This is a genomic window from Clostridium sp. USBA 49 (assembly GCF_900167505.1).
In the GTDB taxonomy this organism is placed as follows: Bacteria; Bacillota; Clostridia; order Clostridiales; family Clostridiaceae; genus Clostridium_AT; species Clostridium_AT prolinivorans.
Genome location: NZ_FUYD01000003.1, coordinates 205635 through 230793, shown reverse-complemented (window position 1 = coordinate 230793; position 25159 = coordinate 205635). Strand labels below are relative to the sequence as shown.

Genomic DNA, 25159 nt, shown 5'->3' with positions numbered 1-25159 from the left:
GATGAACATTAAATTTATGATTTTTATTAGTATATTTATAATGTCTGCTTTTGCACTTCAATATTATTTAGGTTTTAAACAAATTAAACATTTTGGTGATGAATACAGTAAAATGAGACGGGAAGGCAAAGTAGCTATTGGCAGACGCCCAGGTAAAATACAGTCAGGTACTATTATACTGTTTTCTATTGATAATAATGGGGTAATACGTTATGGAAAAAAGCTGCAAGGAACAACTATTTTAGCAAAATTTCGTGATTTTAATCAATTTAATGGAAGAAATATTGGTGATATAAGATTAGAAGATGATGAAATGAAAAAAGAATTAAAAATTACAAGAGAGGCTGTAATGGATGCAGTAAATAATTATAATGCTTTTATAAATGGGCATAAAATTCCTGAAAAAAAATCACCATTTGGACAATTATATAAAAAATTTGTTGGGTAAAGGAGATAATTTAATATGGCTATTATAGCTTTTATAGGGGCTGGACAAATGGCATCTGCATTAACTTTTCCAGCTGTAGAAAATAAAAATACTGTAAGACTTGTTGGTACTTTTTTAGATAGAGATATTATTGAAACTGCTAGGACTACAGGATTTCATCCTACATTAAAACGTTATTTACCATCAGAGGGTATTGAGTATTATCAAATTGAAAACGTAGCACAAGCATTAAAAGGAGCAGATTTTGTTGTTTGTGGAGTAAGTAGTTTTGGAATTGATTGGTTTGCAGATAATATTTTAAATCTTATACCTGAAAATGTTCCTATATTGTCGGTTACAAAAGGAATGATAGATATGGAAGATGGTACTATGATTACTTATCCAGAATATTTTGAAAGCAAACTTCCTAAAGACAAAAAACTTTCTATAAATGCAATAGGAGGTCCATGTACAAGTTATGAATTAGCAGATAAAGATAATTCTACTGTTGTATTTTGTGGTAAAGATATAAATATACTTAGAAAATTTAAAAATTTATTTGAAACTTCATACTATCATGTAAGCTTATCTACAGATGTAAGAGGAGTAGAGTGTGCAGTAGCTCTTAAAAATGCTTATGCATTAGGAGTATCTTTATCTATTGGGATAGCAATAGGTCCTGATGGAAAAGGAGTTGAACATTATAATTCTCAAGCAGCTCTTTTTGGGCAAAGCATTAAAGAAATGAAATATATATTAAATTTAATTGGAGGTGGTGAAGAAAATATAATTTATGGTGCAGGAGATCTTTATGTAACAATTTTTGGAGGAAGAACTAGAAAAATAGGAACTTTACTAGGGCAAGGGCTATCTTTTGAAAAAGCAATTGAAAAGTTAAAAGGCGTTACATTAGAATCTATTGTTATTGCAACTCGTACAGCAAAATGTATTAGACGTATGGCAGAGAGAGGAACTATTGATTTGAGCGATTTTCCACTTCTAATGCATGTAGACGATATCATAAATAATAATGCAGCTGTTAATATTCCGTGGAAAGATTTTGAAACAGAAAAAATATAAATTTTGAAACAGAAAAAGAAATTTATAAAAAGTATTTAACTAAAAATATTATATAAAGGGGAGTGTAAAATGAACTTTTTTATTAAGATTGCAGAAGGATTTATAGGTTTATTTAAAACAGGGGCAAATGTATTTATAAGCTGGATGTCTGGTATAGTTCCATTAGTATTATTGTTATTAGTATTTATGAATACTGTAATTAGTCTCATAGGGCAGGATAGAGTTAATAAATTTGCACAGTGGGCTTCCAAATATTCAATAATGAGGAATATGGTTTTACCTTTTGTTGCAGCATTTATGTTAGGTAATCCCGCATCATTTACATTAGGAAAATTTTTGCCAGAATATTATAAACCCAGTTATTATGCAGCATTAGCACAGTTTTGTCATACAAGTAATGGATTATTTCCACACATCAATCCAGGTGAACTTTTTGTTTATTTAGGAATTGCAGCTGGTATTGAAACTCTTGGTTTGAGTACTACACCATTAGCAGTAAGATATATGTTAGTTGGTCTTGTAATGAATGCAGTTGGTGCATATGTAACTGATTTTACTACTGGATATGTTTGCAGAAAATCTGGTATTACTTTAAGCTGACAGGGGGGATATCTTCACTTGTTGGGGGGATAAAACTGGATATGTTTGCAGAAAATCTGGTATTACTTTAAGTAAAGAAACTAAACTATAAGGGGGTATTAAAATGGCTAATTATAGAAGTATTAAAATAGAAAAAGGCAAAGGTGGATGGGGAGGTCCATTAATTATAACACCTACTGAAGAAAAACATAAATTTATTTATGTTGTAGGAGGAGGAGAAAAACCAGCTATTGTAGACAAAATAGCTGAACTTACTGGAATGGAGGCAGTAAATGGATTTAAAACTTCCATTCCAGAAAATGAGATTGCTTTAGCAATTATTGATTGTGGTGGAACTTTAAGATGTGGCATTTATCCTCAAAAAGGAATTCCAACAGTAAATATTATAGCTACAGGCAAATCTGGTCCTTTAGCAAAATATATAACTGAAGATATATATGTATCTAATGTAGGATTAAATCAAATTTCATTAGTTGATGAAAAAGAAGATATACCTGTAACTGTAACAAATACAAATAAAAAAGCTGAAGTATATACTACAGATAAAAAATTAACAGCACAGAATGCTGAAAAAGGAAGCATTATAGCTAAGTTTGGTATGGGAGCAGGTAAAGCAATTGCAATAATGCTTCAATCTTCAAGAGAAGCAGTACAGACAGTATTAAATACAATATTACCTTTTATGGCATTTGTATCAATGTTGATTGGTATTATTCAAGGAAGTGGAATTGGGAATGTATTTGCTAAAATAATGGCTCCATTAGCAGGAAGTATATGGGGGTTATTATTAATAGGCTTTGTATGTTCACTACCATTTTTATCACCTCTTTTAGGACCAGGTGCAGTTATTGCCCAGGTAATAGGAACACTTATAGGTGTAGAAATAGGTAAAAAAAATATAGCTCCTAATTTAGCATTACCTGCATTGTTTGCAATTAATACTCAAAATGCATGTGATTTTATACCTGTTGGACTTGGACTTGAAGAGGCAGAACCTGAAACAGTTCAAGTAGGTGTACCATCAATTTTATATTCAAGATTTTTAAATGGAGTACCCAGAGTATTTGTAGCTTGGCTAGCTAGTTTTGGACTTTATAAGTAAATATTAATAAATTAAATTGACATAAAATAAATGGCTAAGGAGAAAAAGGATTATGATTATTTATTCTACAAAAATATTGGAAATTGGTTTAAATGCTGATGAATTTTTAAATGGAGGAATGATAGTACTTTTCGGATTTGATGCTCCCCCTGAATTGAGACCTTATTGTTTTCTTATTAATAAAAATGAACTTAAAGATTCTATAGAAGTTGGAGATATATTTTTGATTGATGAAAGTGAATATAAAATTATAGCAGTTGGGGAACAAGTAAACAAAAATTTAAGAGACTTAGGGCATATTACAATTGATTTTAGAGGCGAAATAGAAAATATAATGGCAGGTTCATTATATGTTGAACAAAAGCCAATAACTAATATTTCTATAGGAACAAAAATTACAATAAAAAATAATAAGGTAAAGGATGAATGAAATGTTTTTGGATACAGCAAATATTGCATATATTAATAAATGTATAAAAAAATGTAAAAATATTGTCTGCTGAGCATAGTAAAATAACTAATCCAGTAGAAAGCATTTTTATATGCTATCTACTGGATTAGTTTATTAAAGAAGAATATAGAATTAAATATGGAACTTTAAAAATTTTACTTATATTTTAGTTATTTTACCTTATTTTATTTAAATTCTTTTTTATTCTAATATCATCTCCAAAAAATTTATGAAGAGTAAAATTACCAAGAAGTCTAGAGCTTATTCTTTCAGAGTAAATTTGAAGTATTTCTTCTAGTTTGCAATTTGTTGATATTATCATATTTTTGTTTTTTAAAATTTTCTTATTTAAAAGATTAAAAAGTTCTGTTTTAGAAAAATCGCTTATTTGTTCAGCACCTAAATCGTCTATAATAAGTAAATCACAGTTTATAAGCAAATCTTCAAGATTTTCATCACCTTCAAAACGTATGCGTTTTAAATTCTGAATTAAATTTTCAGCAGTTCTATAAACTACAAGATATCCTTTATCTAAAAGCTCTTTTGCTATACATATAGATAAGAAAGACTTACCTGTACCTGAAGGTCCATAAAAAAGAAGATTTTCATTTGAAGATTGAAAGTTTCGTATAAAAGCCATACATTTTGTAACAATTTTTTCAATATTTTTACGCGGACTTTCTGGTTCACTGCCAGTTTTTCTTAAAGAGTAGTATTCTACATTAAAATTATCAAAATTATTTTCACGAGTTAATTCCTTTAAGTCTGAATTTTTATAATAAACTTTTACTAAATAATGTTTATAACATGAACACTTTTTAGTTCCTATAAATCCAGTATCTTTACATTTTTCACATTTATAATTATGTTCAAGATAGGTTATTGGGTAACCATATTTAGATAAGAGTTCAGACTTTTGAACTCTTAAATCAGTAATTTTCTCTTTAAGACTTTTTATATATTCATCCCTATTTTTTATATTTTTAAAAGTACTCATAGAAACTTCTACGCAGAGTTTACCAATTTGCTGCTCAATATTTATAATTTCAGGAAGTTTTTCTTCAATTTCTTTTCTTCTTTTTTCAAGAGCTCTGTTTTCTTCTTCACGTATATTTTCATATATTTTAAGTATTTCAGATTGATAACCGTTAATCATTGTTAGTCTCCCATCCTAATAACTTTTTTTCAAGCTCGTCAAAATCATATGTTCTTTGTTCAAAATTATTAAAAGTACTATTATTATTATACTTAAAGTTATTATTTTTTTTAGTATTATTTCTTTTTATATCTTTTTTAGCTATTGCTTCAAGAGTGAATAAACCATCTTTATACCAACTTCCTAATATCCCATCTATATATTTAAACTCAGCTTTATTTATTCTTTCAAAGCAAATATCACAGGCTTTAAAAATAACTTCAAGTGGGAATTTATAAATATTAATCCATTTATCAAGCATTTCTTCTTGAGGCTTCATAACTTCTGCATCCTTTATACCTAAATAATTTAAAATCTTTCTAATTTTAATCCATTTGTCTTCATGTTTTTTTATAAAAGCTTGAGCTGCATCAACTGTAGTGATTTTAGAATCATACCAAGTTATAGCTATTTTTTCTATATATCTATAATCTGTTTTACCTTTTGAAACACAATATTGGATTAAAAGAAGTATAAGTTCTAAAGAAAAGTTATATTCTTTTTGCCAGCTTATATAAAGAGTCATTTCTTTAGTAGATAAAGGTCTTCCTAAAAGTTTTTCTATTTCTTTAAGCATATCTTTTGTAGTACTTTTATTTAATTCTTCTAAAAGATTTATATTTTCATTGTCTGAAGATACAGAGTCATTTAAATCTAAAAACTGAATGTTAAAATTCCCCATGTTATCTATAGGAACCATTCTAATAACACCTTCATCATTCCAATAGTTCCAAGCATTTAGTACATCTGTTTCTAAAAGATGAAGAGTGCTTGCAAGTATAGAAGAACTAACCCCTAATTCACCTGACATACAGTATTTAAGTCCTAAAATATATACTTTGACAAAATCACCACGAGCCTTAGTCATATATTTATCTATAAAAATATTACTAACAGGTGTGTAATCTTGAGCTTTATTTTTAAACATAAAAGTGCTCATAATACCACAGCCTTCCTTTACTAATTTTATACAATATATAGTATCACATAGAACAATTATAACAAAATATAGGTTTATACTCAATATGTAGATACATAACATGAAAAGTAAATATAGACTAGTAAAATAATGATTTAAACAAGTGCTAATGCTATATCTTATTTTTAAATATAGTATTAATAATTTACTAAATAAATATATAAAACTTTAAAGTTTTATATATAATAAGGATTTTTATATTATATATATCTCGTACATAATATATCTTTTTAAATATTAACATTTAGTTAAATTTTATTCATAGCTATAGAATGTTTTAAAAATGTTATATTTTGATGAAATATTGGGAATATTATCTAAAGTGAAAGGAGAGGATAAATTTTTGATTAAAAGAAATAAATTTTACAAATTTTTAAGTTTGGCAAGTTTTGCAGGAACTATAGCAGTATCCTCTGTTTATTACAAAGAAAATACTCCCAATGCATATGAAATTAAAGTTTTTGATAAAGCTGTAGCATATGTTAAAGCTGATGAAAATGCACTTAAACAAATAGCAAAAATAAATAATGAATTAGAAAATAGATTTAAAAGTACAAATTTTAAAGATAGTATTTTTGTTTTTAATTCAAAAGTAAATGAAGATTATTTAATTGATGATAAATTATTAGAAAAATCTATAATTCAAAATGGAGGAATAGAAGTAGAAGCCTTTTCCATGCTTTGTGATGGTAAAGAAATAGCAATAATTGCTAGTCAAATGGAAGGAAAAGAAGCTTTAGATAAGGTAGCAAACTATTATGCTTCTAAAAATGGAGTTAATATAAAAGAAAGTAATGTAAAAAATAAAATCACATATGAAAAAAAGAAAACTCTTTTAAAAGATGTAGATGATGTTGATAAAGTTAAAGAAAGAATTATAGAAGTAAATTCAAAGTTAAAGAAACCTCTATTAGTGATAGAATTTAAAGGTACTTCTCAAAGTACAAAAAATATTTCTCCAGAAACTATTATAAAATCATCAAACAGTATTTTAGAAGGACAAAGCCAAATTGAAAATCAAGGTAAGTATGGGGAAAAGATTGTATTAAAAGAAATTACAATGCAAAATAATAATATAATAGATTCAAAAGTTATAAGTGAAAAAGTTACTATACCTCCAGTAAATAAAGTTATATTAAAAGGTACTAAAAGTAATGAAGATAAAGATAAAACAGCAAGTACTTCTTTTGTATCACCTTCACGAGGCACAATATCTTCAAATTTTGGTATGAGGTGGGGCAGAATGCACGAAGGACTTGATATAGCAGCAAACTTAGGGGAACCTATATATGCTGCTCTTGATGGCACTGTAACATATTCAGGTTGGGCTAGCGGCTATGGTAATTTAATTAAATTAAAACATAACGATGGTATTGAGACTTATTATGGACATTGCAGTAAACTTTTAGTATCAGAAGGTCAAAAGGTAAAAAAGGGTGAAAAAATTGCAGAAGTTGGAAGTACAGGAAACAGCACAGGACCACATCTTCATTTTGAAATAAGAATAAATGGAGTTCCTAAAGATCCTACTAAATATTTAAATGATATAAAAAACAAATAATATAAATCTTCCATTACATTTACATTAATTTCTGATTTTAATTGAAATAAATTATTTATATGAGTATCTAAATGCAAAAAACTTAAGGATTTGAGCGCAAGGTAATGGGCATTACACTAAATAAATATATATCAGAATGTAAGATTATTGGTATAGTAGTAACCCACCCCTGATTCATGAGGTGGGGTTACATTTATGGAAGAAGCTTTGTAATATCAATCATACCTGCTCCTTGAGACCATTTAAACATATTTAAAAGTTTGCAAGAAACTTTTAATAATGATAATACATCTTTAAAAGAAAGCTCTGGGTTATTTTCAAACAAAAGAGCACAAATACCACTTATAAAAGCAGCAGCACAAGAAGTACCACTATAAGTTGTATAAGGTTTATCTAAAGGATAAGCATATATTCTTGAACCATTTCTTTCTGAAATATAATTTTTATTACAGTTTAATGAGCAAATTTCTACACAGGCTGCCGATAAATCAGGCTTTTCCAGTTTACCATAAGGACCAGAGGAAGAATGAATATAAGGCTTAATACCACTTCTAGTATCTAATCCTGCAACAGTAATACAATTATTTAATGTAGCAATACCTTTAATTGAACCTTCTTCATTTTTATTACTATTACCACTCGGAACAACCACAACTATTCCTTTTTTTACAGCAATATCAAATATTTTAGAAAAAAGTGAAATAATAAAAGAATTATAGTCTATAATTTCAAAAGGAAGACAAATTACTTTTATGTTGTATTCAATATTTTCATTAAGTATAAGTTCAATAGCATACAATATGTCTGAAATAAAGCCTCTGCCTATATCATTAAAAGCTTTTACTGAATATAAATGGCTGTTTTCAGCAATACCTCTATACATACCTTTAGAAGCAGCTCCACTTCCACATATAATACCACTCATAAATGTTCCATGTCCATTATCATCATAAGGATATTTCATATCATTTATCAAATCTACAAATTTTTTAATTTTATTATTAGGATGACAAATATCTGTATGAGGGTAAGTACCACTATCAACTAAACCAATTCCAATTCCTTTCCCAGTAAGTTTATATCTTTCTTGAAATGTTATACCATTTGCACTTAAAACACTCATTCCACATAAAAAAGCATTTGTATCGAAAGATATATATGAAACTTCAGGAAGCTCTAAAAGCCTTTCTATTGCACTTTTAGATAAATTTGCACTTATACATTTTATTGATGGTATATTTCTTATTACTTCTGATTTATAGGATTTTATCTTTTTTTCTATATTTTCTATTAAAGTCTTACATTGAATTATTACTCTATAATTTTTATAGCTATTACTTTCTAAAGCCTGTTTGAGATTATAATCAAGTTTGCTTTTAAAAGAGAACATAAAAGCCTCCTAAAAAATTGATACCAATATATATTATGAAACTTTTATAATATTGATACAAATTAGAATGTTTATTATTAAATTATTTACATATATTTTAAAACCATTAATTATTTTATAGTTTATTGTTGAAAATTATATGTTTATAATTTAAACTTAAATTGTAAAGGTTATATATAAACAAAACTTAATTTTACATATATTAAGACTTTGTATTGAAAATCTTTACTAAATAAAAAAATTATATTTATTTTAGAGGGGGTATTATATAATGCAAATAATAAAAAAAGATGGCAGAATTGAAAAATTTGATATAAATAAATTAAAAGCAAGTATTGAAAATTCTGCTAATGATATTAACTTCCCTATAACTGAGTCAGATTTAAATATAGTATTAAATGATATAAAAAAAATACTAAATTTATTAAGAGAAAATTCTTCTCTTACATCAAGTTATGAGGTAAGAGGAATAGTATATCATGTTCTTATAAATTCTGGTTTTTCTAGTGTATGTAAATCATATATGGATATATAAAATTATATAAAAATTTAAATATGATTTTTAAAATTTTAATAAAAATTAATAAAATTTACCTAGAATAAAAACATAACCATAGAAAAAAATAAAATTATATATAAGTGTTTCTATTTTATATTTTGAAAGGATGACGAAAATGAAAGACAGTTTTTTTAAAGACTTAAAAAATAATGAATATATAGAAGACAGCTTTATGGTTATGAAAATTTTAAATAAAGAAGATGGTGAATTTACAGCTTTTATTGGAGATAAAACTGGAGATTTTAAAATATTTATACCTCAAATTCATGAAAAGATTAATATTGGAGATGTTATATATATAAAAGCTAAAAAAAATATAATTTATGAAGTAAATGAATATAAAAAGATAGAAGATTTTGATATAAATGATTATCTCCCCAGTTTAAAAAGACCTATAGAAGAAGTTATAAGTGATATAGAAACTATATCTAAAGAAGAATTTAAAAGTCCAGAAATAATAAGTTTAAATGATTATTTTTTTAAAGATAAAAGTTTTTTAGAAAAATTTAAAAATGGTATAGGGGGCTTAAATCAGCATCATAATTATATAGGAGGATTAGCTGAACATACTTTAAATGTTATGTATATGACTAAAGTTATGGCTTATAGATATAATTGCAGGCATAAGGAAATTGCTATACTTGCAGCTAAGCTTCATGACATAGGTAAAACAGAAGAATATGATATAAATGGTCCTTTTTCTGTTTCAATTAGAGGAGAAATGGAAGGACATATAGTTATAGGAGTTACTATGATTGAAGAGGCTTTTAAATCTGGAGGGAATATTTATAGTGAAGATTTTAAAAATAGAATTAAAGGATGTATAGTTCAGCATCATGGTAAAATAGAATATGGCTCTCCTAAAGCGCCAAATACTGAAGAGGCTTTTATAGTACATTATGCTGATTTTGTTGATGCTACTATGAACAAAGTAGGTCAAGTAAAAGATATTACAGAGCCAGGTACTTGGTCAGAATATGATAGAAGAATAGGAACAAGATTATATATTTAATATTTATATGTAAAAATAAATTATTGCATATATAATTATTGAGGTGATAATTATGGATGCAATAGTTAGTTTGATAGGTAATGTAGGGTTTCCTATAGCTGTATCTATATATCTTTTAGTTAGGATAGAAGGTAAGCTTGAAAACCTTACAAACAGTATTAACAATCTATCTAGTGTCATAAACACAATAAATAAATAGTACTAATTATATTTTTAATTTTTTTATATTTAATTGTATTATTATGAAAAAGCTTTTTAAAATGCAGTTTTATGTGTTTTGAAAAGCTTTTTTTATGCAAGTTTAACTTGATATTAATGCATTTTATATTTATAATTCTTTATAATGGAAACATATATAAAAAAGGGGGCAGGCTATGAACTGCAGAAAAAATTATTTAAAAGGAATAAAGAGAGTTGTTGTAAAAGTAGGAACTTCTACACTTACTCACTCTAGCGGTCTTTTAAATTTAGATCGTATAGAAAGTTTAGTTAGACAGCTGGCAAATTTACACAATCAAAATATTGAGGTTATATTAGTAACTTCAGGAGCTGTTGGGGCAGGTATGGGAAAACTTGGACTTAAAACTAAGCCTAAAACTATTCCTGAAAAGCAAGCTGCGGCAGCTGTAGGTCAGGGAATACTTCTTCATATGTATGAAAAAATTTTTTCTGAATATGGGAAAACTATAGCTCAAATACTCCTTACAAAAGATGATTTTGCAAATAGAAATAGATTTTTAAATGCTAGAAATACTTTTTTTGCACTTTTGGATAAAGGTGTTATACCTATAGTAAATGAAAATGATGCTGTTGTGGTAGATGAAATAAAGGTAGGAGATAATGATACATTATCAGCTTTAGTATCTAGCTTGGTAGAAGCTGATTTGCTTATATTATTATCTGATATTGATGGATTATATGATGATAATCCAAATATAAATTCTGGAGCTAAACTTATTCATTTTGTAGATTATATAAATGATGATATAGAAAATATGGCAAATGGAGCTGGTACAAAGTTAGGAACAGGAGGTATGGCTACAAAGTTAAGTGCCGGGAAAATTGCAACAGCTTCTGGGACAGCAATGATTATTGCAAATGGATCAAAACATTCAATACTTCAGGATATTATAGATGGCAAAGATGTTGGGACTTTATTTAAACCTAAAGAATGTCCATTGCAAGCAAAGAAACATTGGATTGCATATAGCACTGATATAAGTGGTAGAGTTATAATAGATAAAGGAGCAGAAAAAGCACTTATAAAAGAACAATGCAGTCTTCTTCCAAGTGGAATATCTAAAGTAGAAGGTTGCTTTAATGAAGGAGCTGTAATATCTATATATAATTATAATGGCAAAGAAATAGGAAGAGGAGTAACAAATTATTCTTCTTCAGAAATAGAATTAATATCGGGCAAAAAATCTAGTGATATAGAAAAAATATTAGGTCACAAGCATTTTGATGAGGCAATACACAGAAATAATATGGTGATATTTTAATGGAGGTAATTATGGATATTAAGGAGAAAATAATAGAAAAAGGAAAATTTGCCAAAATAGCAGCTAGAAGTTTAGGTAATTACAGTACAGATATAAAAAACAAAGCTCTTATTAATATGGCAGAAGCTTTAATTAAAAATACAGATATAATTTTAAATGCAAATGAAAAAGACATGGAAGCAGGAAGATCAAAAGGGTTATCTAAAGCTATGCTTGATAGGCTCATGCTAAATGAAAAGAGAATTGCAGATATGGCAGAGGGTGTAAGACAGATAGCTTCATTGGAAGATCCTATAGGAGAAGTTACAAAGATGTGGAAAAGACCAAATGGTATACAAATAGGTGAAATAAGAGTACCATTAGGTGTAATAGCTATAATTTATGAAGCTAGACCAAATGTAACAGTAGATGCTGCAGCACTTTGTATAAAAGCTGGCAACGCAGTAATGCTAAGAGGAGGATCTGAAGCTATAAATTCTAATAAAGCACTTGCAGATGTTATTTCAAAAGCAGCTATTGAAGCAGGATTGCCTGAAAATTCTATTCAATATATAGACATAGTAGATAGAGAAGCTGTTAATATAATGCTTAAACTTAATGATTATATAGATGTACTTATACCAAGAGGAGGAGCAGGACTTATTAAAAATGTAGTACAAAATGCTACAGTACCTGTTATAGAAACAGGAGTAGGAAACTGTCATGTATATGTAGACGCTGATGCTGATTTAAAGATGGCAGAGGAAATAATAATAAATGCTAAAACTCAAAGACCTGCAGTTTGTAATGCTATGGAAACATTACTTATACACAAAGACTGTTATAAAGAACTTTTAAAAAGTTTAGCACCTAGACTTAAAGAACTCGGAGTAGAAATTAGAGGCTGTGAAAGAACGATAGCTGTAATTCCAGAAGCTCTGAAAGCTTTAGAAGAAGATTTTTACAAAGAGTTTCTTGATTTAATATTAGCAGTTAAAGTTGTAGACTCTTTAGATGAAGCTTTAGAACATATATATAAGTATGGAACTAAACATTCAGAAGCTATAATAACTAACAATTATTTTAATTCTCAAAGATTTTTAAAAGAAGTAGACGCAGCAGCTGTATATGTAAATGCTTCTACTAGATTTACAGATGGCTTTGAATTTGGTTTTGGTGGTGAAATAGGTATAAGTACCCAAAAGCTTCATGCAAGAGGGCCTATGGGACTTAAACAGCTTACTACAAATAAATATATAATATATGGAGAAGGACAAATACGCAAATAAAAAATTACAAACTAAATAAAAAAAGTCACAGCTTTAAGTTTTATAAAAACTTAGCTGTGACATATAGAGTTCCTTTGTAAAAATTTAAGATAAAAATTTAACTTATATATTAATTTAGAAACTCTATAATAAAATATATATATAAATAAAAAGAGGGCATAATTAAATAATTGCGTCTATTACAGCCTCTGCAAATTCGGTGGTAGTTGAGTTTCCACCTAAGTCAGAGGTTGTTTTTTTACCTTCTTTAAGAACTTTTGCTACTGCATTTTCAATTTTATCTGCAGCTTTTTGTTCTCCTATGAACCTAAGCATTAATACTCCAGAAAGTATAGCAGCTGTTGGATTTGCTATATTCTTTCCAGCAATATCTGGTGCAGAACCATGGATAGCTTCAAAAATAGCGGCTCCATCTCCTATATTAGCTCCAGGAGCTAATCCAAGACCTCCAACAAGCCCTGCTGCCATATCAGAGAGTATATCTCCATAAAGATTTGGCATAACAAGAACATCATACTTTTCAGGATTCATAACAAGCTTCATACTCATAGCATCTACAATCATATCTTCAAATTGAATTTGAGGATAATTTTTAGCAACTTCTCTTGATACATTTAAGAATAAACCATCTGTGCATTTCATTATATTAGCTTTATGAACAGCAGTAACTTTCTTTCTTCCTTGTTCTAAAGCTGTGTCAAAAGCAAACTTAACTATCTTTTCACTAGCTTTTTTTGTAATTATTTTTATGCTTTCTGCTGCATCTTCACCTATCATATGTTCAATTCCAGCATATAAATCTTCTGTATTTTCTCTAACTATAAGAAGATCAATATTTTCATATCTTGAAGGAACGCCTTCATAAGTTTTTATTGGTCTTAAATTAGCATAAAGATTAAATTTTTGCCTTAATGTTACATTAACACTTCTAAAGCCTTTTCCTACAGGTGTTGTTATAGGGCCCTTCCAAGCAATTTTATTTTTTGCTATGCTATCTAAAACTGAGTCTGGAAGAGGTGTACCATATTTTTCTATAAGTTTTTCGCCAGCTGCTACTTCTTCAAAATCTATTGCTACTCCAGCTGCTTCAATTACTTTTTTAGCAGCACCCATAACTTCTGGACCTATTCCGTCTCCAGGAATAAATGTAATTTTATGCATTATGGTTTTTACTCCTTTCTCCTTGCAATTTTGTTAAGTTTAAAAGTCCTCCAGAAAGAAGCATTTGTTTTTGTCTTTCTGTAGCATTTAAAATCATTTTATATTTTTTGTTTTTAGTTATATTATCTACTTCTATAATTCCAGATTCAACCTGATTTCTAGCATCTTTTATTAAAAGTTCATCAAGCATATCAATATCATCATAATCTTTTTCATTTTCAAAAACTAAAGGTAATATACCATTATTTATAAGGTTTGCCATATGGATTCTAGCAAAAGATTTAGCTAAAACTGCTTTAACTCCAAGATATAGAGGAACTAATGCAGCATGTTCTCTGCTGGAGCCTTGACCGTAATTGCTTCCTCCAACTATAAAACCGCCTCCAAATTCTTTTGCCTTCTTTGGAAAGTCTTTATCAGAAGGTGTTAGACAATAGTCAGATAAATAAGGAATATTGGATCTATAAGGAAGTAATTTTGAATTAGAAGGCATAATATGATCTGTTGTTATATTATCTCCAACTTTAGTTAATACTTTTCCTACAACTTCATCTTTAAGAGGTTTACCTTGAGGGAATTCTTTTATATTGCTTCCTCTTATTATTTCTACAGTACTTCCATCCTCAGCAGGAGGTACTATTAAATTATCATTTATTAAAAACTTTTTAGGCATTTCTACATTAATAGGATCGCCTAAAGTTCTTGGATCAGTTATATATCCTGTAAGAGCTGAAACTGCAGCAATTTCAGGGCTGACTAAATAAACATTAGCAGAAGTAGTTCCAGATCTTCCTTCAAAATTTCTATTAAATGTTCTTAAAGATACTGCATTCTCGGCAGGAGATTGTCCCATACCTATACAAGGACCACAAGCAGATTCTAATATTCTAGCTCCTGAAGCTATTATAGAAGCTAAAGCTCCATTTTGAGCAAGCATTGTTAAAACTTGTTTAGAACCTGGAGAAACAGCTAAAGATACATGTTCTGCTATAGTTTTACCTTCAAGTATTTTTGCAACTTTCATCATATCAATGTAAGAAGAATTAGTACAGCTTCCTATAAGAACCTGATTTACTTTTTTACCTTCAAGTTCACTGATTTTAACTACATTATCAGGACTGTGAGGGCAAGCAACCATAGGCTCTAAAGAATTTAAATCTATTGTTATTTCTTCATCATAAACTGCGTCCTCATCAGCAGATAAAGGTGTAAAATCTTTTTCCCTTCCCTGTGCTTTTAAAAATTCATAAGTTATTTCATCACTAGGGAATATGGAGGTAGTAGCACCAAGTTCAGCTCCCATATTTGTTATAGTAGCTCTCTCTGGGACAGATAAACACTTAACTCCTTCTCCAGTATATTCAAATATCTTACCTACACCGCCTTTAACGGTAAGTCTTCTTAAAAGTTCTAATATTATATCTTTTGCAGTTACCCAAGGGTTTAGTTTACCTTTAAGATTTACTTTTACTATTTTAGGCATATTAATATAATAAGCACCGCCACCCATAGCTACAGCTACATCAAGTCCACCAGCTCCAATTGCGAGCATACCTATACCACCGCCAGTAGGAGTGTGGCTGTCAGATCCAAGCAATGTTTCACCGGGAACTCCAAATCTTTCTAAGTGAACTTGATGACATATTCCATTACCTGGTTTTGAAAAATAAATTCCATGTTTTTTAGCAACTGATTGTATATAAGCGTGATCTCCTGCATTTTCAGGTCCTGTTTGTAAAGTATTATGATCTATATATGCTACAGATCTTTTTGTTTTTACTTTATCAATTCCCATAGCTTCAAATTGAAGATAAGCCATAGTACCTGTTGAATCTTGTGTTAATGTTTGATCTATTCTAAGGGCAATTTCACTGCCTTGAACCATTTCACCTTTTACAAGATGTGCTTTAATAATTTTTTGTGATAAATTTAAGCCCATATTCAATCCTCCTCGTATAATAAGTTTATAGTCAGCTAAATTACTGCTATAAACTTATTTATTTTTATTTATTGTAATTTATAGATATCCAAAGTTTGAAAGTTTAATACAGTTATCTATTAATAATATAATTTTATTTTTTATTTTTCAATTTACTTTTAGTGTTTAATACAGTTATCTAGTAAAATAATAATACTCTTTTATAAGATAAAATATACTTTTGTAAGATTATTACTTTACTAGACTATATTTATTTTTATGTTATATATTTATTAAATTAAAATTAACTAACTCTAACTTTTTTTGTTATAAAAACTTCAGGTATATATTTTTCTACCAAAAGCTCAAGTTCTTCATTAGTAATAATAGTATTTCTACCATTTTCGTATTCTTCATCTATCCATTCTTTTATAAGCTTTATTCTTGGATCTTTTTTATCTATTTTATATTCATCTTTAAGCTTGTAATAAGTGTTTATCCAAGCGGCAATGCCAGCAAGACCAGAATATTCATTTACAGCTACGACTATAGGTCTATCTAATATTTTTTCTGTATCAAATATATTATATATTTCCTCATCCTTTAAAACTCCATCGGCATGTATTCCAGCTTTTGTAAGATTAAATTCGCTGCCTATAAAAGGAGTTTTTGGAGGGATTGAATAATCAAATTCACTTTGAAAATATTCAGCTATTTCAGTAATTAAGTTTAATCTCATGTTTTTTGTATTACCCTTAAGCTGTCCGTATTCTATAATCATAGCTTCAAGAGGACAATTTCCAGTTCTTTCACCAATACCAAAAAGAGTGCTATTTACTGAAGCACAACCATATAACCAAGCTGTAGAAGAATTAGTTACAACCCCATAAAAATCATTATGACCATGCCATTCAAGCCAATCTGAAGGAACTCCAGCGTAATTTTTCAAACCATGTATAATAGCTTGAACGCTTCTAGGAAGTGCGGCGCCACTATAAGGAACACCAAGTCCTAAAGTATCACAAGCACGTATTTTAATCTTTTTATTAGCTTCTTTAGCTAACTCCATAAGTTTTTTTACAAAAGGAACTACAAACCCAAAAAAGTCGGCTCTTGTTATATCTTCAAGATGACATCTTGGAGTAATATCGTTAGCTAATGCCTCTTCTACTATAGATATATATTTTTGTGCAGCTTCTTCTCTAGTCATATTTAGCTTTTTGAATATATGATAATCAGAACAAGACATAAGAATACCGGTTTCTTTTATTCCCATATTTTTTACAAGTTTAAAATCTTCTTTATTAGCTCTAATCCAAGAAGTAATTTCAGGGAATTCATATCCTAATGAAAGACATTTATAAGCTGCTTCTCTATCTTTTTCAGTATATAGAAAAAATTCAGTTTGTCTTATTATTCCTGAATTATTATCTAACTCATGAAGATAAGAATATAATTTTACCATTTGATCTACACTAAAAGGAGAAATAGATTGCTGGCCATCTCTAAAAGTTGTATCTGTTATCCATATATCTTCAGGCATATCCATTGGAAGCTGTATATTATTAAATGTTACTTTAGGTAATTCATCATATGGAAATATATCTTTATAAAACTCTGGTTTCTGAGAAGATTCAAAAATCTTCTGGCTAAATTTTTCAAACATTATTATCCCTCCCAACAGAACGAAAATGAAATTTAAACTAACGATATTTAAAAAAATGCAATATAATCAATAAATTATTCATTATATAAAAACATATTTTTGCAAACAGTACAAATTTTAATGCTAAAAAATAAGTAGTTATGTATTATAGTATATCATAAAAATAATCAATTAGGAATATGTATTTAATATTATTTTGCAAGATTTATTAAAAAAAATTCATTTAATGAAATAATATTTTTATATAATGCAAAAATAGGAAATATTTTAATATTTTTTATAATTAAATACCTAAAGACTTTTCTGATTTGTTAAAGAGTAAATTAAACTTGTCTGAAAAATCAAAAAAATATTAAAAAAACTAGATAAAATTATGAATTTGCAAGGTTCATTGATATGTAACTTTATATTAACAAACTTTTCATAATATTGTGTTATTATGAAATAGAAGTTAGATCCCCCTTATATATAGAGTTTATATAGAGTTGATTTTTATTTAAAGATGCTAGAAAATTCTGGCATCTTTTGTTTTGTCTGTATTCTGAAATAAATAAACGAAATAATAATATATATTAATTTCATAAAAAATAAAAGCCATGCATAAAAGTGTTTCATTAATTTATGTATGGCTTTTATTTTATGAAATTATATAGAATTTATTTTGCTGAAGTTAATATTATTGTTGCAACACTTTTATTCAACAGTTTTTATATCAAATATAAAAGTGTTATAAAAATAATATTATGTAAAAATAAACATTGAATTTATTGGATACTTTATATAATAACTCTTTTTGGCACGGATTATGCTTTATTAAATTGCATAGAACGATAAAGGAGGCAAAAAAATGAATCAAGTTATTTTAGCTAGTCATGGAAAATTAGCTCAAGGTATGAAAGATACTTTAAATATGATTGTAGGAAATTTAGAAACAGTTCAAGCTTTTTCATCTTATAGAGATGAAGAAAAAAATATTAAAGAATCAATAGAAAAGGCAATAAAAAATAATTATGGGAAAAATGATATTTATATTTTGACAGATATTTTAGGTGGTAGTGTTAATAATGATGTTATGTCTTTATTAAAAGATTATCCTAAATTACATATTATTGCAGGTATGAACTTACCTTTAGTTATTTCTATTGCTATTTCTGAAAATATTTCAAATAAAACTTTAGAACAGTTTATCAAAGAAAGTCAACAAGCTATTGTTGACTGCAATAAATTAATTAATAAAAATTTAAATAAAAAGGAGGAAGAACTATGATTAAATTAGTTAGAATTGATCATCGTTTATTACATGGACAAGTGGTTTTTTCATGGACTAAAAGTTTAAACATTTCAAGAATTATTGTAGTAGATGATGTAGCAGCCAATGATGAATTAAAGAAAATGTCACTAAATTTATCAAAACCTGCAGGTGTAGTACTAAACATTTTTTCAGTAAAAGAAGCCTTATTAAAAATGCCTAAAATTGAACAATTAAAAGAAAATATTATGTTCATTTTTGGTGGTACAAAATCAGTTTTAGAATTTTGTAAAGGTTACCCTAAAATTGAGGAAATTAATTATGGTGGAATTGCTAAAAAAGAAAACTCTAAACAGTACAGTAATGCAGTTTTTTTAAACGAAGAAGAATTAAATGATTCAAAACAATTAAAAGAAATGGGAATTATTTTGTATATGCAGCAAGTACCAACTTCTAAAAAAGAAGATTTAACATCAAAAATTTAAATTTAATAAAAAGGGAGGATATAAAATGTTACTAAAATCTATATTGATTGCTTTGATTGGCGTATTCTGTATATTAGATTCAAGACTTTTAGGAAGATTAAATTTTGAAAGACCTCTTATTGTAAGTACTTTAGTTGGAATTGTTTTAGGAGATATTCAAAAAGGTTTAATGGTTGGAGCCTCTCTTGAATTAATAGCATTAGGATTGGTAAATATAGGTGCTGCTGCACCTCCAGATATGAATATGGCATCTATAATAGCAACAGCATTTGCTATTTTATCAAATGCAAATGCACAAACTGCATTAACAATTGCTATTCCAATAGCAATATTAGGTCAAATGTTAGGAATTTTAATGAGGACTATTCTTTCTAATTTAACACATAGAGCTGATTATCTTATTGAAAAAGAAGAATATGAAAAGGCTTGCAGAATTCATATTCTTTGGGGAACAGTTTTATATTCTTTAATGTATTTTATTCCTATTTTTCTAGCTATATATTTTGGAACAGATTTGGTAAAAGATATTGTAAATGTTATACCTAATTGGCTTATAGATGGGTTAACTTTAGCAAGTAAGATTTTACCAGCTTATGGATTTGCTTTATTGCTTAATATAATGCTTTCTGCAAAAATGTTACCTTTTTTATTAATAGGCTTTTTTATTACTGCATATTCAAATTTAAGTGTAACTGGTATAGCTATTTTTGCTTGTTTATTTGCATTTATATTATCTGAATTTAAGTTTAAAAATGATAAACCAGAAGACACATTAGATAGTTTAGATTGATTGGAGGGATAAAAATGAAAAAAGAGTTAAAAGAAAAAGATAAAAATAAATGGAAATATAGAAAATTTTTCTGGCGTTCTTGGGCTATTCAAGCTTCTTGGAATTATGAAAGACAAATGAATATGGGATTTTTATATGGTATTGCCCCTATTTTAGATAATATATATAAAAATCCAAAAGACTCTGAATTAAAAAAACAAGCATATAAAAGACATATGGAATTTTATAATTGTACACCTCAAACAAGTGCTTTTGTATTAGGTTTAACTGCAGCTATGGAAGAAAAATATTATGAAGATAAGGATAATTTCAATCCAGAATCAATTAATGCAATGAAAACATCATTAATGGGACCATTATCAGGTATAGGAGATTCTTTTTTTCAAGGTACTATTCGTGTATTAGCTTTTGGGTTGGGGATTAATTTAGCTCAGCAAGGAAATATTTTAGGACCTATTTTAGCGATGATAATATCTTTTATACCATCTTATTTGGTTACTTATTATGGTGGGAAAATAGGGTATTTAATGGGTACTAAGTATTTAACCAAATTATACAAAGAAAATCTTATGGATAAAGTTATGTATATTTGTTCTGTAGTAGGATTAATGGTTATTGGCTCTATGATGGCAAGTATGATTGGTATAACAACACCTATTAAATTTGGGAAAACATTTGTATTACAAGATATTCTAAATGGAATTGTACCTCAAATTATTCCTTTAAGTGTTACTTTCTCATTATATTGGCTTTTAAAAAAGAAAGTTTCAACTGGCTGGATGCTCACTATTTGTATTGTAGGGGGAATAATTTTAAGTTTGTTAGGTATTTTTAAATAAAAATTAAAAATATATAAATAAAAATAAATGGGAGGAATTTAAAAATGGATCCAAAACAAATTATTAAAGAGATAAAGGAAAAACAAGATAATATTAAAAGTGTAATTTTTGTAGGCTGTGGTGCATCTAAAGCTGATTTATATCCAGCTAAGTATTTTTTAGATAACAATGCTAAAAATTTACGAGTTAGTCATTTTACAGCAAATGAATTTAATTATGCTACTCCAGTTGCAGTAGATGAAACTGCTATAGTTATTACTGCTTCACTAGGAGGAACAACTCCAGAAACTGTAGAAGCTACAGCTAAAGCAAAAGCTATGGGTGCACATGTAATTAGTTTAACACGTTGTGTAAATTCTCCAATAGCTAATAATGCAGACTATACTATATATCATAGATTTGCTGAGAGCTATTCTGCAAAATTAGAAAAAATGGGATATGCTTTAGAATTAGCAGTAGAAATATTAAATCAATATGAAGGATATGAATACTATGAAGATATGAAGACTGGTTTTAGTAAAATATATGATTTAGCTGATAAGGCTGCAAAATCAGTAGTAAGTGATGCTAAAAAATTTGCTCAAGAATATAAAGATGCTCCTATTATTTATGTTATGAGTAGTGGTGCTACTCATGAAGTTGCATATGCTACGTCAATTTGTTTAATGATGGAAATGCAATGGATTAATTCAGGTACATTCCATTCAGGAGAATTTTTTCATGGACCATTTGAAATAGTAGATAAAGATGTTCCATTTATATTATTAATGAATGATGGAAGAACTCGTAAAATAGATTCACGTGCATTAACATTTTTAAAAAGATTTGAAGCAAAAACAACGGTTATAGATGCTTTAGATTATGGGTTATCCTCAGTTATTTCAAATAATGTAGTTGATTATTTTAATCCTATGTTAATTACAGCAGTATTTCGTGTTTATGCAGAAGAACTTTCTTATGTTAGACAGCATCCATTAACTAAAAGAAGATATATGTGGAAATTAGAATATTAAAATAAAGAGCTATTAATTTAGCAAAGAAATCGAAAATTTTCGGTTTCTTTGCTTTTTAAGTATTAAAGTGTAAAATATAATAATACAAAAAATTAAAAGTTATTTATATAAAATGCTATTAGAAATTAAATTTGATGTTTGTAGAAAGAGGTGCTTTATATGGAAAAAGATTTATATAGCTATCTTAAAGAAATTACTAAAATTTTTAACAAAGATAATTTAAAACTTTTTTCTGCAAATTCAATTGCTGAGAATATTAACTTAAGTAGAAGTACAGTAAGTAGTTATTTAAATAAGGGAGTAAAACAGGGAAGTATAATAAAAATCAAAGAATATCCAGTAATTTTCTTAGATAAGGAAATTTTTTCAAAAATATATTTTAAGATAACAGCTAATGAATATGAGTCTTTAGAAGATTTATTTAATGAAGGTAAGAAAATAAAAAATAAAGATCCATTAAGTAATGTTATTGGAGCAAAAGGAAGCTTAAAGGAGCAGATTGAACAAATAAAAACTGCAGTTTTATATCCTGAACATGGACTACCTATAATGCTTTTAGGGCCTAGTGGTTCAGGAAAAACATATTTAGCAAAATGTATTTATGATTATTGTATACAAAAGAAATTAATTGGTGAAAAAGCTCCTTTTATTTCTTTAAATTGTGCACAATACTATCATAATCCAGAGTTACTATCAAGCTTGTTATTTGGATATACTAAAGGAGCTTTCACAGGAGCAGATAAAGATAAAAAAGGACTTCTCGAAAACGCAGATGGAGGAGTATTATTTCTTGATGAAGTACATCGTTTAACAAACGAAGGACAAGAAAAATTATTTACATTTATGGATTCAGGTGAATATTCACCTATAGGTGATAATAGTGTTAAGAAAAAGTCTAATGTAAGATTAATTTTTGCAACAACAGAATCTATACAATCAACATTTTTACCAACATTTATTCGTAGATTGCCTGTTATAGTAAGTATACCTGGTTTTTCAGAAAGAACTCAACAAGAAAAACTTGAATTAATAGATAGTTTCTTTTTAAAAGAGAGTGAAATATTAAAAAGAACAATAGAAGTTTCTAAGCAAGTAATATCTTTTTTATTATCAAGTAACTATGATGGAAATGTTGGTAAAATAAAAAATATTATAAAATATAGTTGTGGCAAAAGTTATGCAAGAATGAAAAATACTGATGTAATAAAAGTTCGTATTACTGATTTACCAGTTGATTGTGAAGAACATATAAAAGAAAATATAAATCATAAATTTTTAAATCGATATCAAGATAGAAGTTATGATTATAAGAATCCAGAATTATTAAATATAAATAGTAGAGAACAGAAAAATATAACAATAACATATTTTAAATTTATTGAAGAGTTTAAACAAGTTGAATATGGAAATATAACTAAAGAACAATATATTAATAAAATGATGACAAATGTAAATTTATTATTAGATGATTTAGTATTTAATAATGAATTGGCTAAAAATGAAAGTTTATTTTCTATGATATCTTTTAATATTAGATTTACATTTAAATATATGGAAGAAAATTATGGGTTTAAGCAAGATGGTAATAAAATTCTTTCTATTGCAAATTTATTATATTTTAAGGAAGAGAAAGAAATTTTAATTAATCATCCAGATTGGAATACTATAAAACCTAAATTAATTATATTTATTAATTCATATATGAAAAATGCTGTATATTTAGCAAAGATTATATTAAAGAATTTAAGTGAACAATTGGATTATCAATTTTTAGATGAAGATTTAATTTTTATTTCATTTTATTTAAACAGTACAAATATGCAAAACATAAAAGGTGAAATAAATAGTATAATTTTAGCTCATGGTTATTCAACAGCAAGTAGTATGGCAAATGTAGCTAATAGATTATTAAAGAAAAACCTTTTTCAAGCAATAGATATGCCTATTAATACTACTATAGATGATATAGAAAATAAAGTTATAGATTTTATTGATAATAATATAGTAGAGAATGGATTAATTTTATTAGTTGATATGGGCTCTCTTTCTGATTTAAGTACTAGATTAAAAGATAAAATAAAATGTCCAATGTTAATAATAGATTATGTATCTACACCATTAGTATTAGAAATAGGAAGCTTATTACTTCAAGGGAAAAATATAAATGAAATTAGTGATGAAATATTAAAAAATGTTAGAATTAATAAACAATTAATATATCCAATTGGTAACAAGAAAAAAGCTATTTTAACTTGTTGCTATACAGGAATAGGAAGTGCGATTCAAATCCAAGAGATACTTCAAAAAAGTTTAAGATATGATGATAAATCTTTTGTTATTATTCCTTATGATTACAAAAAATTACAACAAAATAAACAAAAAGAATTGCCATTTCAAATATATGATATTTTGGCTATTATAGGAACTGCAGATCCTAAAATTGATGGAATTAATTATATTGGATTAGATCAATTAATAAATGGTGAAGAAATTCAAAAGCTTATTAATATATTAAAAGATAACTTTGAATTTGATGAACAACAATTAAAGAAGGAACTAGTATTTAACTTTTCTATAAAGAAAATTGTAGAGAATTTAACAATTCTGGATCCAAATAAAATATTGAGATTTGTGGAAAAAGCAACTGATAAAATAGAAGAAAATTTAAATATTAAATTATCAAATAATAGAAGATTTTTACTTTATGTACATTCTTGTTGTATGGTTGAAAGAATTTTAAGGAAAGAAAATGTTGATGAACAAAATGATATTAATGAGTTTTTAGAAAAAGAAAAAAGAAGGGTAGAAATAATTAGATATTGTTTTTCTGAAATAGAAAAAGAATATACAATTAAAATCTCAGATCCAGAAATTCGTTTAATTTGTGATATTATATTTAGCGATTAAAAAGG

The 25159-nt window shown here is 27.3% G+C and carries 23 protein-coding genes; 17 read left to right on the top strand and 6 right to left on the bottom strand.

Features of this window, described 5'->3' with window-relative positions; all coding sequences use genetic code 11:
- Window position 1 precedes the first annotated feature (1 nt).
- The 5 genes from B5D11_RS04960 (at window position 2) to B5D11_RS04940 (ending at window position 3639) form a co-directional block, all read left to right on the top strand.
- Entirely contained in the window at window positions 2-448 is a 447-nt protein-coding gene (locus B5D11_RS04960) for a transcriptional regulator GutM (RefSeq protein ID WP_078681944.1), read from the top strand.
- A gap of 15 nt (window positions 449-463) precedes the next feature.
- A complete protein-coding gene (locus tag B5D11_RS04955; RefSeq protein ID WP_078681943.1) occupies window positions 464-1507 on the top strand; it encodes a glycerol-3-phosphate dehydrogenase in 1044 nt (347 codons plus the stop codon).
- A gap of 69 nt (window positions 1508-1576) precedes the next feature.
- The gene (locus B5D11_RS04950; RefSeq protein WP_078681942.1) at window positions 1577-2107 is read left to right on the top strand and encodes a PTS glucitol/sorbitol transporter subunit IIC; all 531 of its coding nucleotides are present in this window, start codon (window positions 1577-1579) and stop codon (window positions 2105-2107) included.
- A gap of 103 nt (window positions 2108-2210) precedes the next feature.
- On the top strand, window positions 2211-3209 hold the full coding sequence (locus B5D11_RS04945) for a PTS glucitol/sorbitol transporter subunit IIB (RefSeq protein ID WP_078681941.1): 999 nt from the start codon (window positions 2211-2213) through the stop codon (window positions 3207-3209).
- Between the two features lie 52 nt (window positions 3210-3261).
- Entirely contained in the window at window positions 3262-3639 is a 378-nt protein-coding gene (locus B5D11_RS04940; protein WP_078681940.1) for a PTS glucitol/sorbitol transporter subunit IIA, read from the top strand.
- Window positions 3640-3835: 196 nt separating this feature from the next.
- Here the strand turns inward: B5D11_RS04940 and B5D11_RS04935 are convergent, their stop codons facing one another.
- Together B5D11_RS04935 and B5D11_RS04930 are read right to left on the bottom strand one after the other, a co-directional pair.
- Complete coding sequence (locus B5D11_RS04935) at window positions 3836-4816, bottom strand: ATP-binding protein (protein WP_078681939.1); 981 nt, start codon at window positions 4814-4816, stop codon at window positions 3836-3838.
- Window positions 4809-5795, bottom strand: a complete 987-nt coding sequence (locus B5D11_RS04930) for a DnaD domain protein (protein ID WP_078681938.1) — start codon at window positions 5793-5795, stop codon at window positions 4809-4811. Before B5D11_RS04930 ends, B5D11_RS04935 begins: the two co-directional genes overlap by 8 nt.
- Window positions 5796-6177: 382 nt before the next feature.
- Here B5D11_RS04930 and B5D11_RS04925 point away from each other — a divergent pair, with 382 nt between their 5' ends.
- On the top strand, window positions 6178-7395 hold the full coding sequence (locus B5D11_RS04925; RefSeq protein ID WP_180376953.1) for a peptidoglycan DD-metalloendopeptidase family protein: 1218 nt from the start codon (window positions 6178-6180) through the stop codon (window positions 7393-7395).
- A gap of 193 nt (window positions 7396-7588) precedes the next feature.
- Here the strand turns inward: B5D11_RS04925 and B5D11_RS04920 are convergent, their stop codons facing one another.
- Window positions 7589-8785: a S8 family serine peptidase gene (locus tag B5D11_RS04920; protein WP_078681936.1), complete on the bottom strand. Its 1197-nt coding sequence runs from the start codon at window positions 8783-8785 to the stop codon at window positions 7589-7591.
- A 271-nt stretch (window positions 8786-9056) separates the two neighbouring features.
- On the opposite strand from B5D11_RS04920, the gene B5D11_RS04915 reads away from it, so the two are divergent.
- The 5 genes from B5D11_RS04915 (at window position 9057) to B5D11_RS04895 (ending at window position 13126) form a co-directional block, all read left to right on the top strand.
- A complete protein-coding gene (locus B5D11_RS04915; RefSeq protein WP_078681935.1) occupies window positions 9057-9320 on the top strand; it encodes an ATP cone domain-containing protein in 264 nt (87 codons plus the stop codon).
- 139 nt (window positions 9321-9459) lie between these two features.
- On the top strand, window positions 9460-10356 hold the full coding sequence (locus B5D11_RS04910; protein ID WP_078681934.1) for an HD domain-containing protein: 897 nt from the start codon (window positions 9460-9462) through the stop codon (window positions 10354-10356).
- A gap of 52 nt (window positions 10357-10408) precedes the next feature.
- Window positions 10409-10555, top strand: a complete 147-nt coding sequence (locus B5D11_RS04905; protein ID WP_078681933.1) for a YvrJ family protein — start codon at window positions 10409-10411, stop codon at window positions 10553-10555.
- Between the two features lie 175 nt (window positions 10556-10730).
- Entirely contained in the window at window positions 10731-11858 is a 1128-nt protein-coding gene (proB, locus tag B5D11_RS04900) for a glutamate 5-kinase (protein WP_078681932.1), read from the top strand.
- Window positions 11859-11869: 11 nt separating this feature from the next.
- Entirely contained in the window at window positions 11870-13126 is a 1257-nt protein-coding gene (locus B5D11_RS04895) for a glutamate-5-semialdehyde dehydrogenase (protein WP_078681990.1), read from the top strand.
- Window positions 13127-13288: 162 nt separating this feature from the next.
- On the opposite strand, the gene B5D11_RS04890 is transcribed toward B5D11_RS04895, so the two are convergent.
- The 3 genes from B5D11_RS04890 to B5D11_RS04880 form a co-directional block, all read right to left on the bottom strand.
- Window positions 13289-14290, bottom strand: a complete 1002-nt coding sequence (locus tag B5D11_RS04890; RefSeq protein ID WP_180376957.1) for an isocitrate/isopropylmalate dehydrogenase family protein — start codon at window positions 14288-14290, stop codon at window positions 13289-13291.
- Window positions 14280-16226: an aconitate hydratase gene (locus B5D11_RS04885; RefSeq protein ID WP_078681930.1), complete on the bottom strand. Its 1947-nt coding sequence runs from the start codon at window positions 16224-16226 to the stop codon at window positions 14280-14282. The genes B5D11_RS04890 and B5D11_RS04885 overlap by 11 nt, the downstream gene beginning before the upstream one ends.
- Window positions 16227-16509: 283 nt before the next feature.
- The gene (locus tag B5D11_RS04880) at window positions 16510-17871 is read right to left on the bottom strand and encodes a 2-isopropylmalate synthase (RefSeq protein WP_078681929.1); all 1362 of its coding nucleotides are present in this window, start codon (window positions 17869-17871) and stop codon (window positions 16510-16512) included.
- An 847-nt stretch (window positions 17872-18718) separates the two neighbouring features.
- Here B5D11_RS04880 and B5D11_RS04875 point away from each other — a divergent pair.
- From B5D11_RS04875 to B5D11_RS04850, 6 genes are all read left to right on the top strand, one after another.
- Window positions 18719-19138 (top strand): PTS sugar transporter subunit IIA, encoded by a 420-nt coding sequence (locus tag B5D11_RS04875; protein ID WP_078681928.1) that lies wholly within the window; start codon window positions 18719-18721, stop codon window positions 19136-19138.
- A complete protein-coding gene (locus B5D11_RS04870; protein WP_078681927.1) occupies window positions 19135-19605 on the top strand; it encodes a PTS sugar transporter subunit IIB in 471 nt (156 codons plus the stop codon). The genes B5D11_RS04875 and B5D11_RS04870 overlap by 4 nt, the downstream gene beginning before the upstream one ends.
- Before the next feature lie 25 nt (window positions 19606-19630).
- On the top strand, window positions 19631-20395 hold the full coding sequence (locus tag B5D11_RS04865) for a PTS mannose/fructose/sorbose/N-acetylgalactosamine transporter subunit IIC (RefSeq protein ID WP_078681926.1): 765 nt from the start codon (window positions 19631-19633) through the stop codon (window positions 20393-20395).
- A gap of 14 nt (window positions 20396-20409) precedes the next feature.
- Window positions 20410-21234, top strand: coding sequence for a PTS system mannose/fructose/sorbose family transporter subunit IID (locus tag B5D11_RS04860; RefSeq protein WP_078681925.1), 825 nt, complete (start codon window positions 20410-20412; stop codon window positions 21232-21234).
- A gap of 44 nt (window positions 21235-21278) precedes the next feature.
- Entirely contained in the window at window positions 21279-22247 is a 969-nt protein-coding gene (locus B5D11_RS04855) for an SIS domain-containing protein (protein WP_078681924.1), read from the top strand.
- 159 nt (window positions 22248-22406) lie between these two features.
- Window positions 22407-25154: a sigma 54-interacting transcriptional regulator gene (locus B5D11_RS04850; protein WP_078681923.1), complete on the top strand. Its 2748-nt coding sequence runs from the start codon at window positions 22407-22409 to the stop codon at window positions 25152-25154.
- The last annotated feature ends 5 nt before the right edge of the window (window positions 25155-25159 follow it).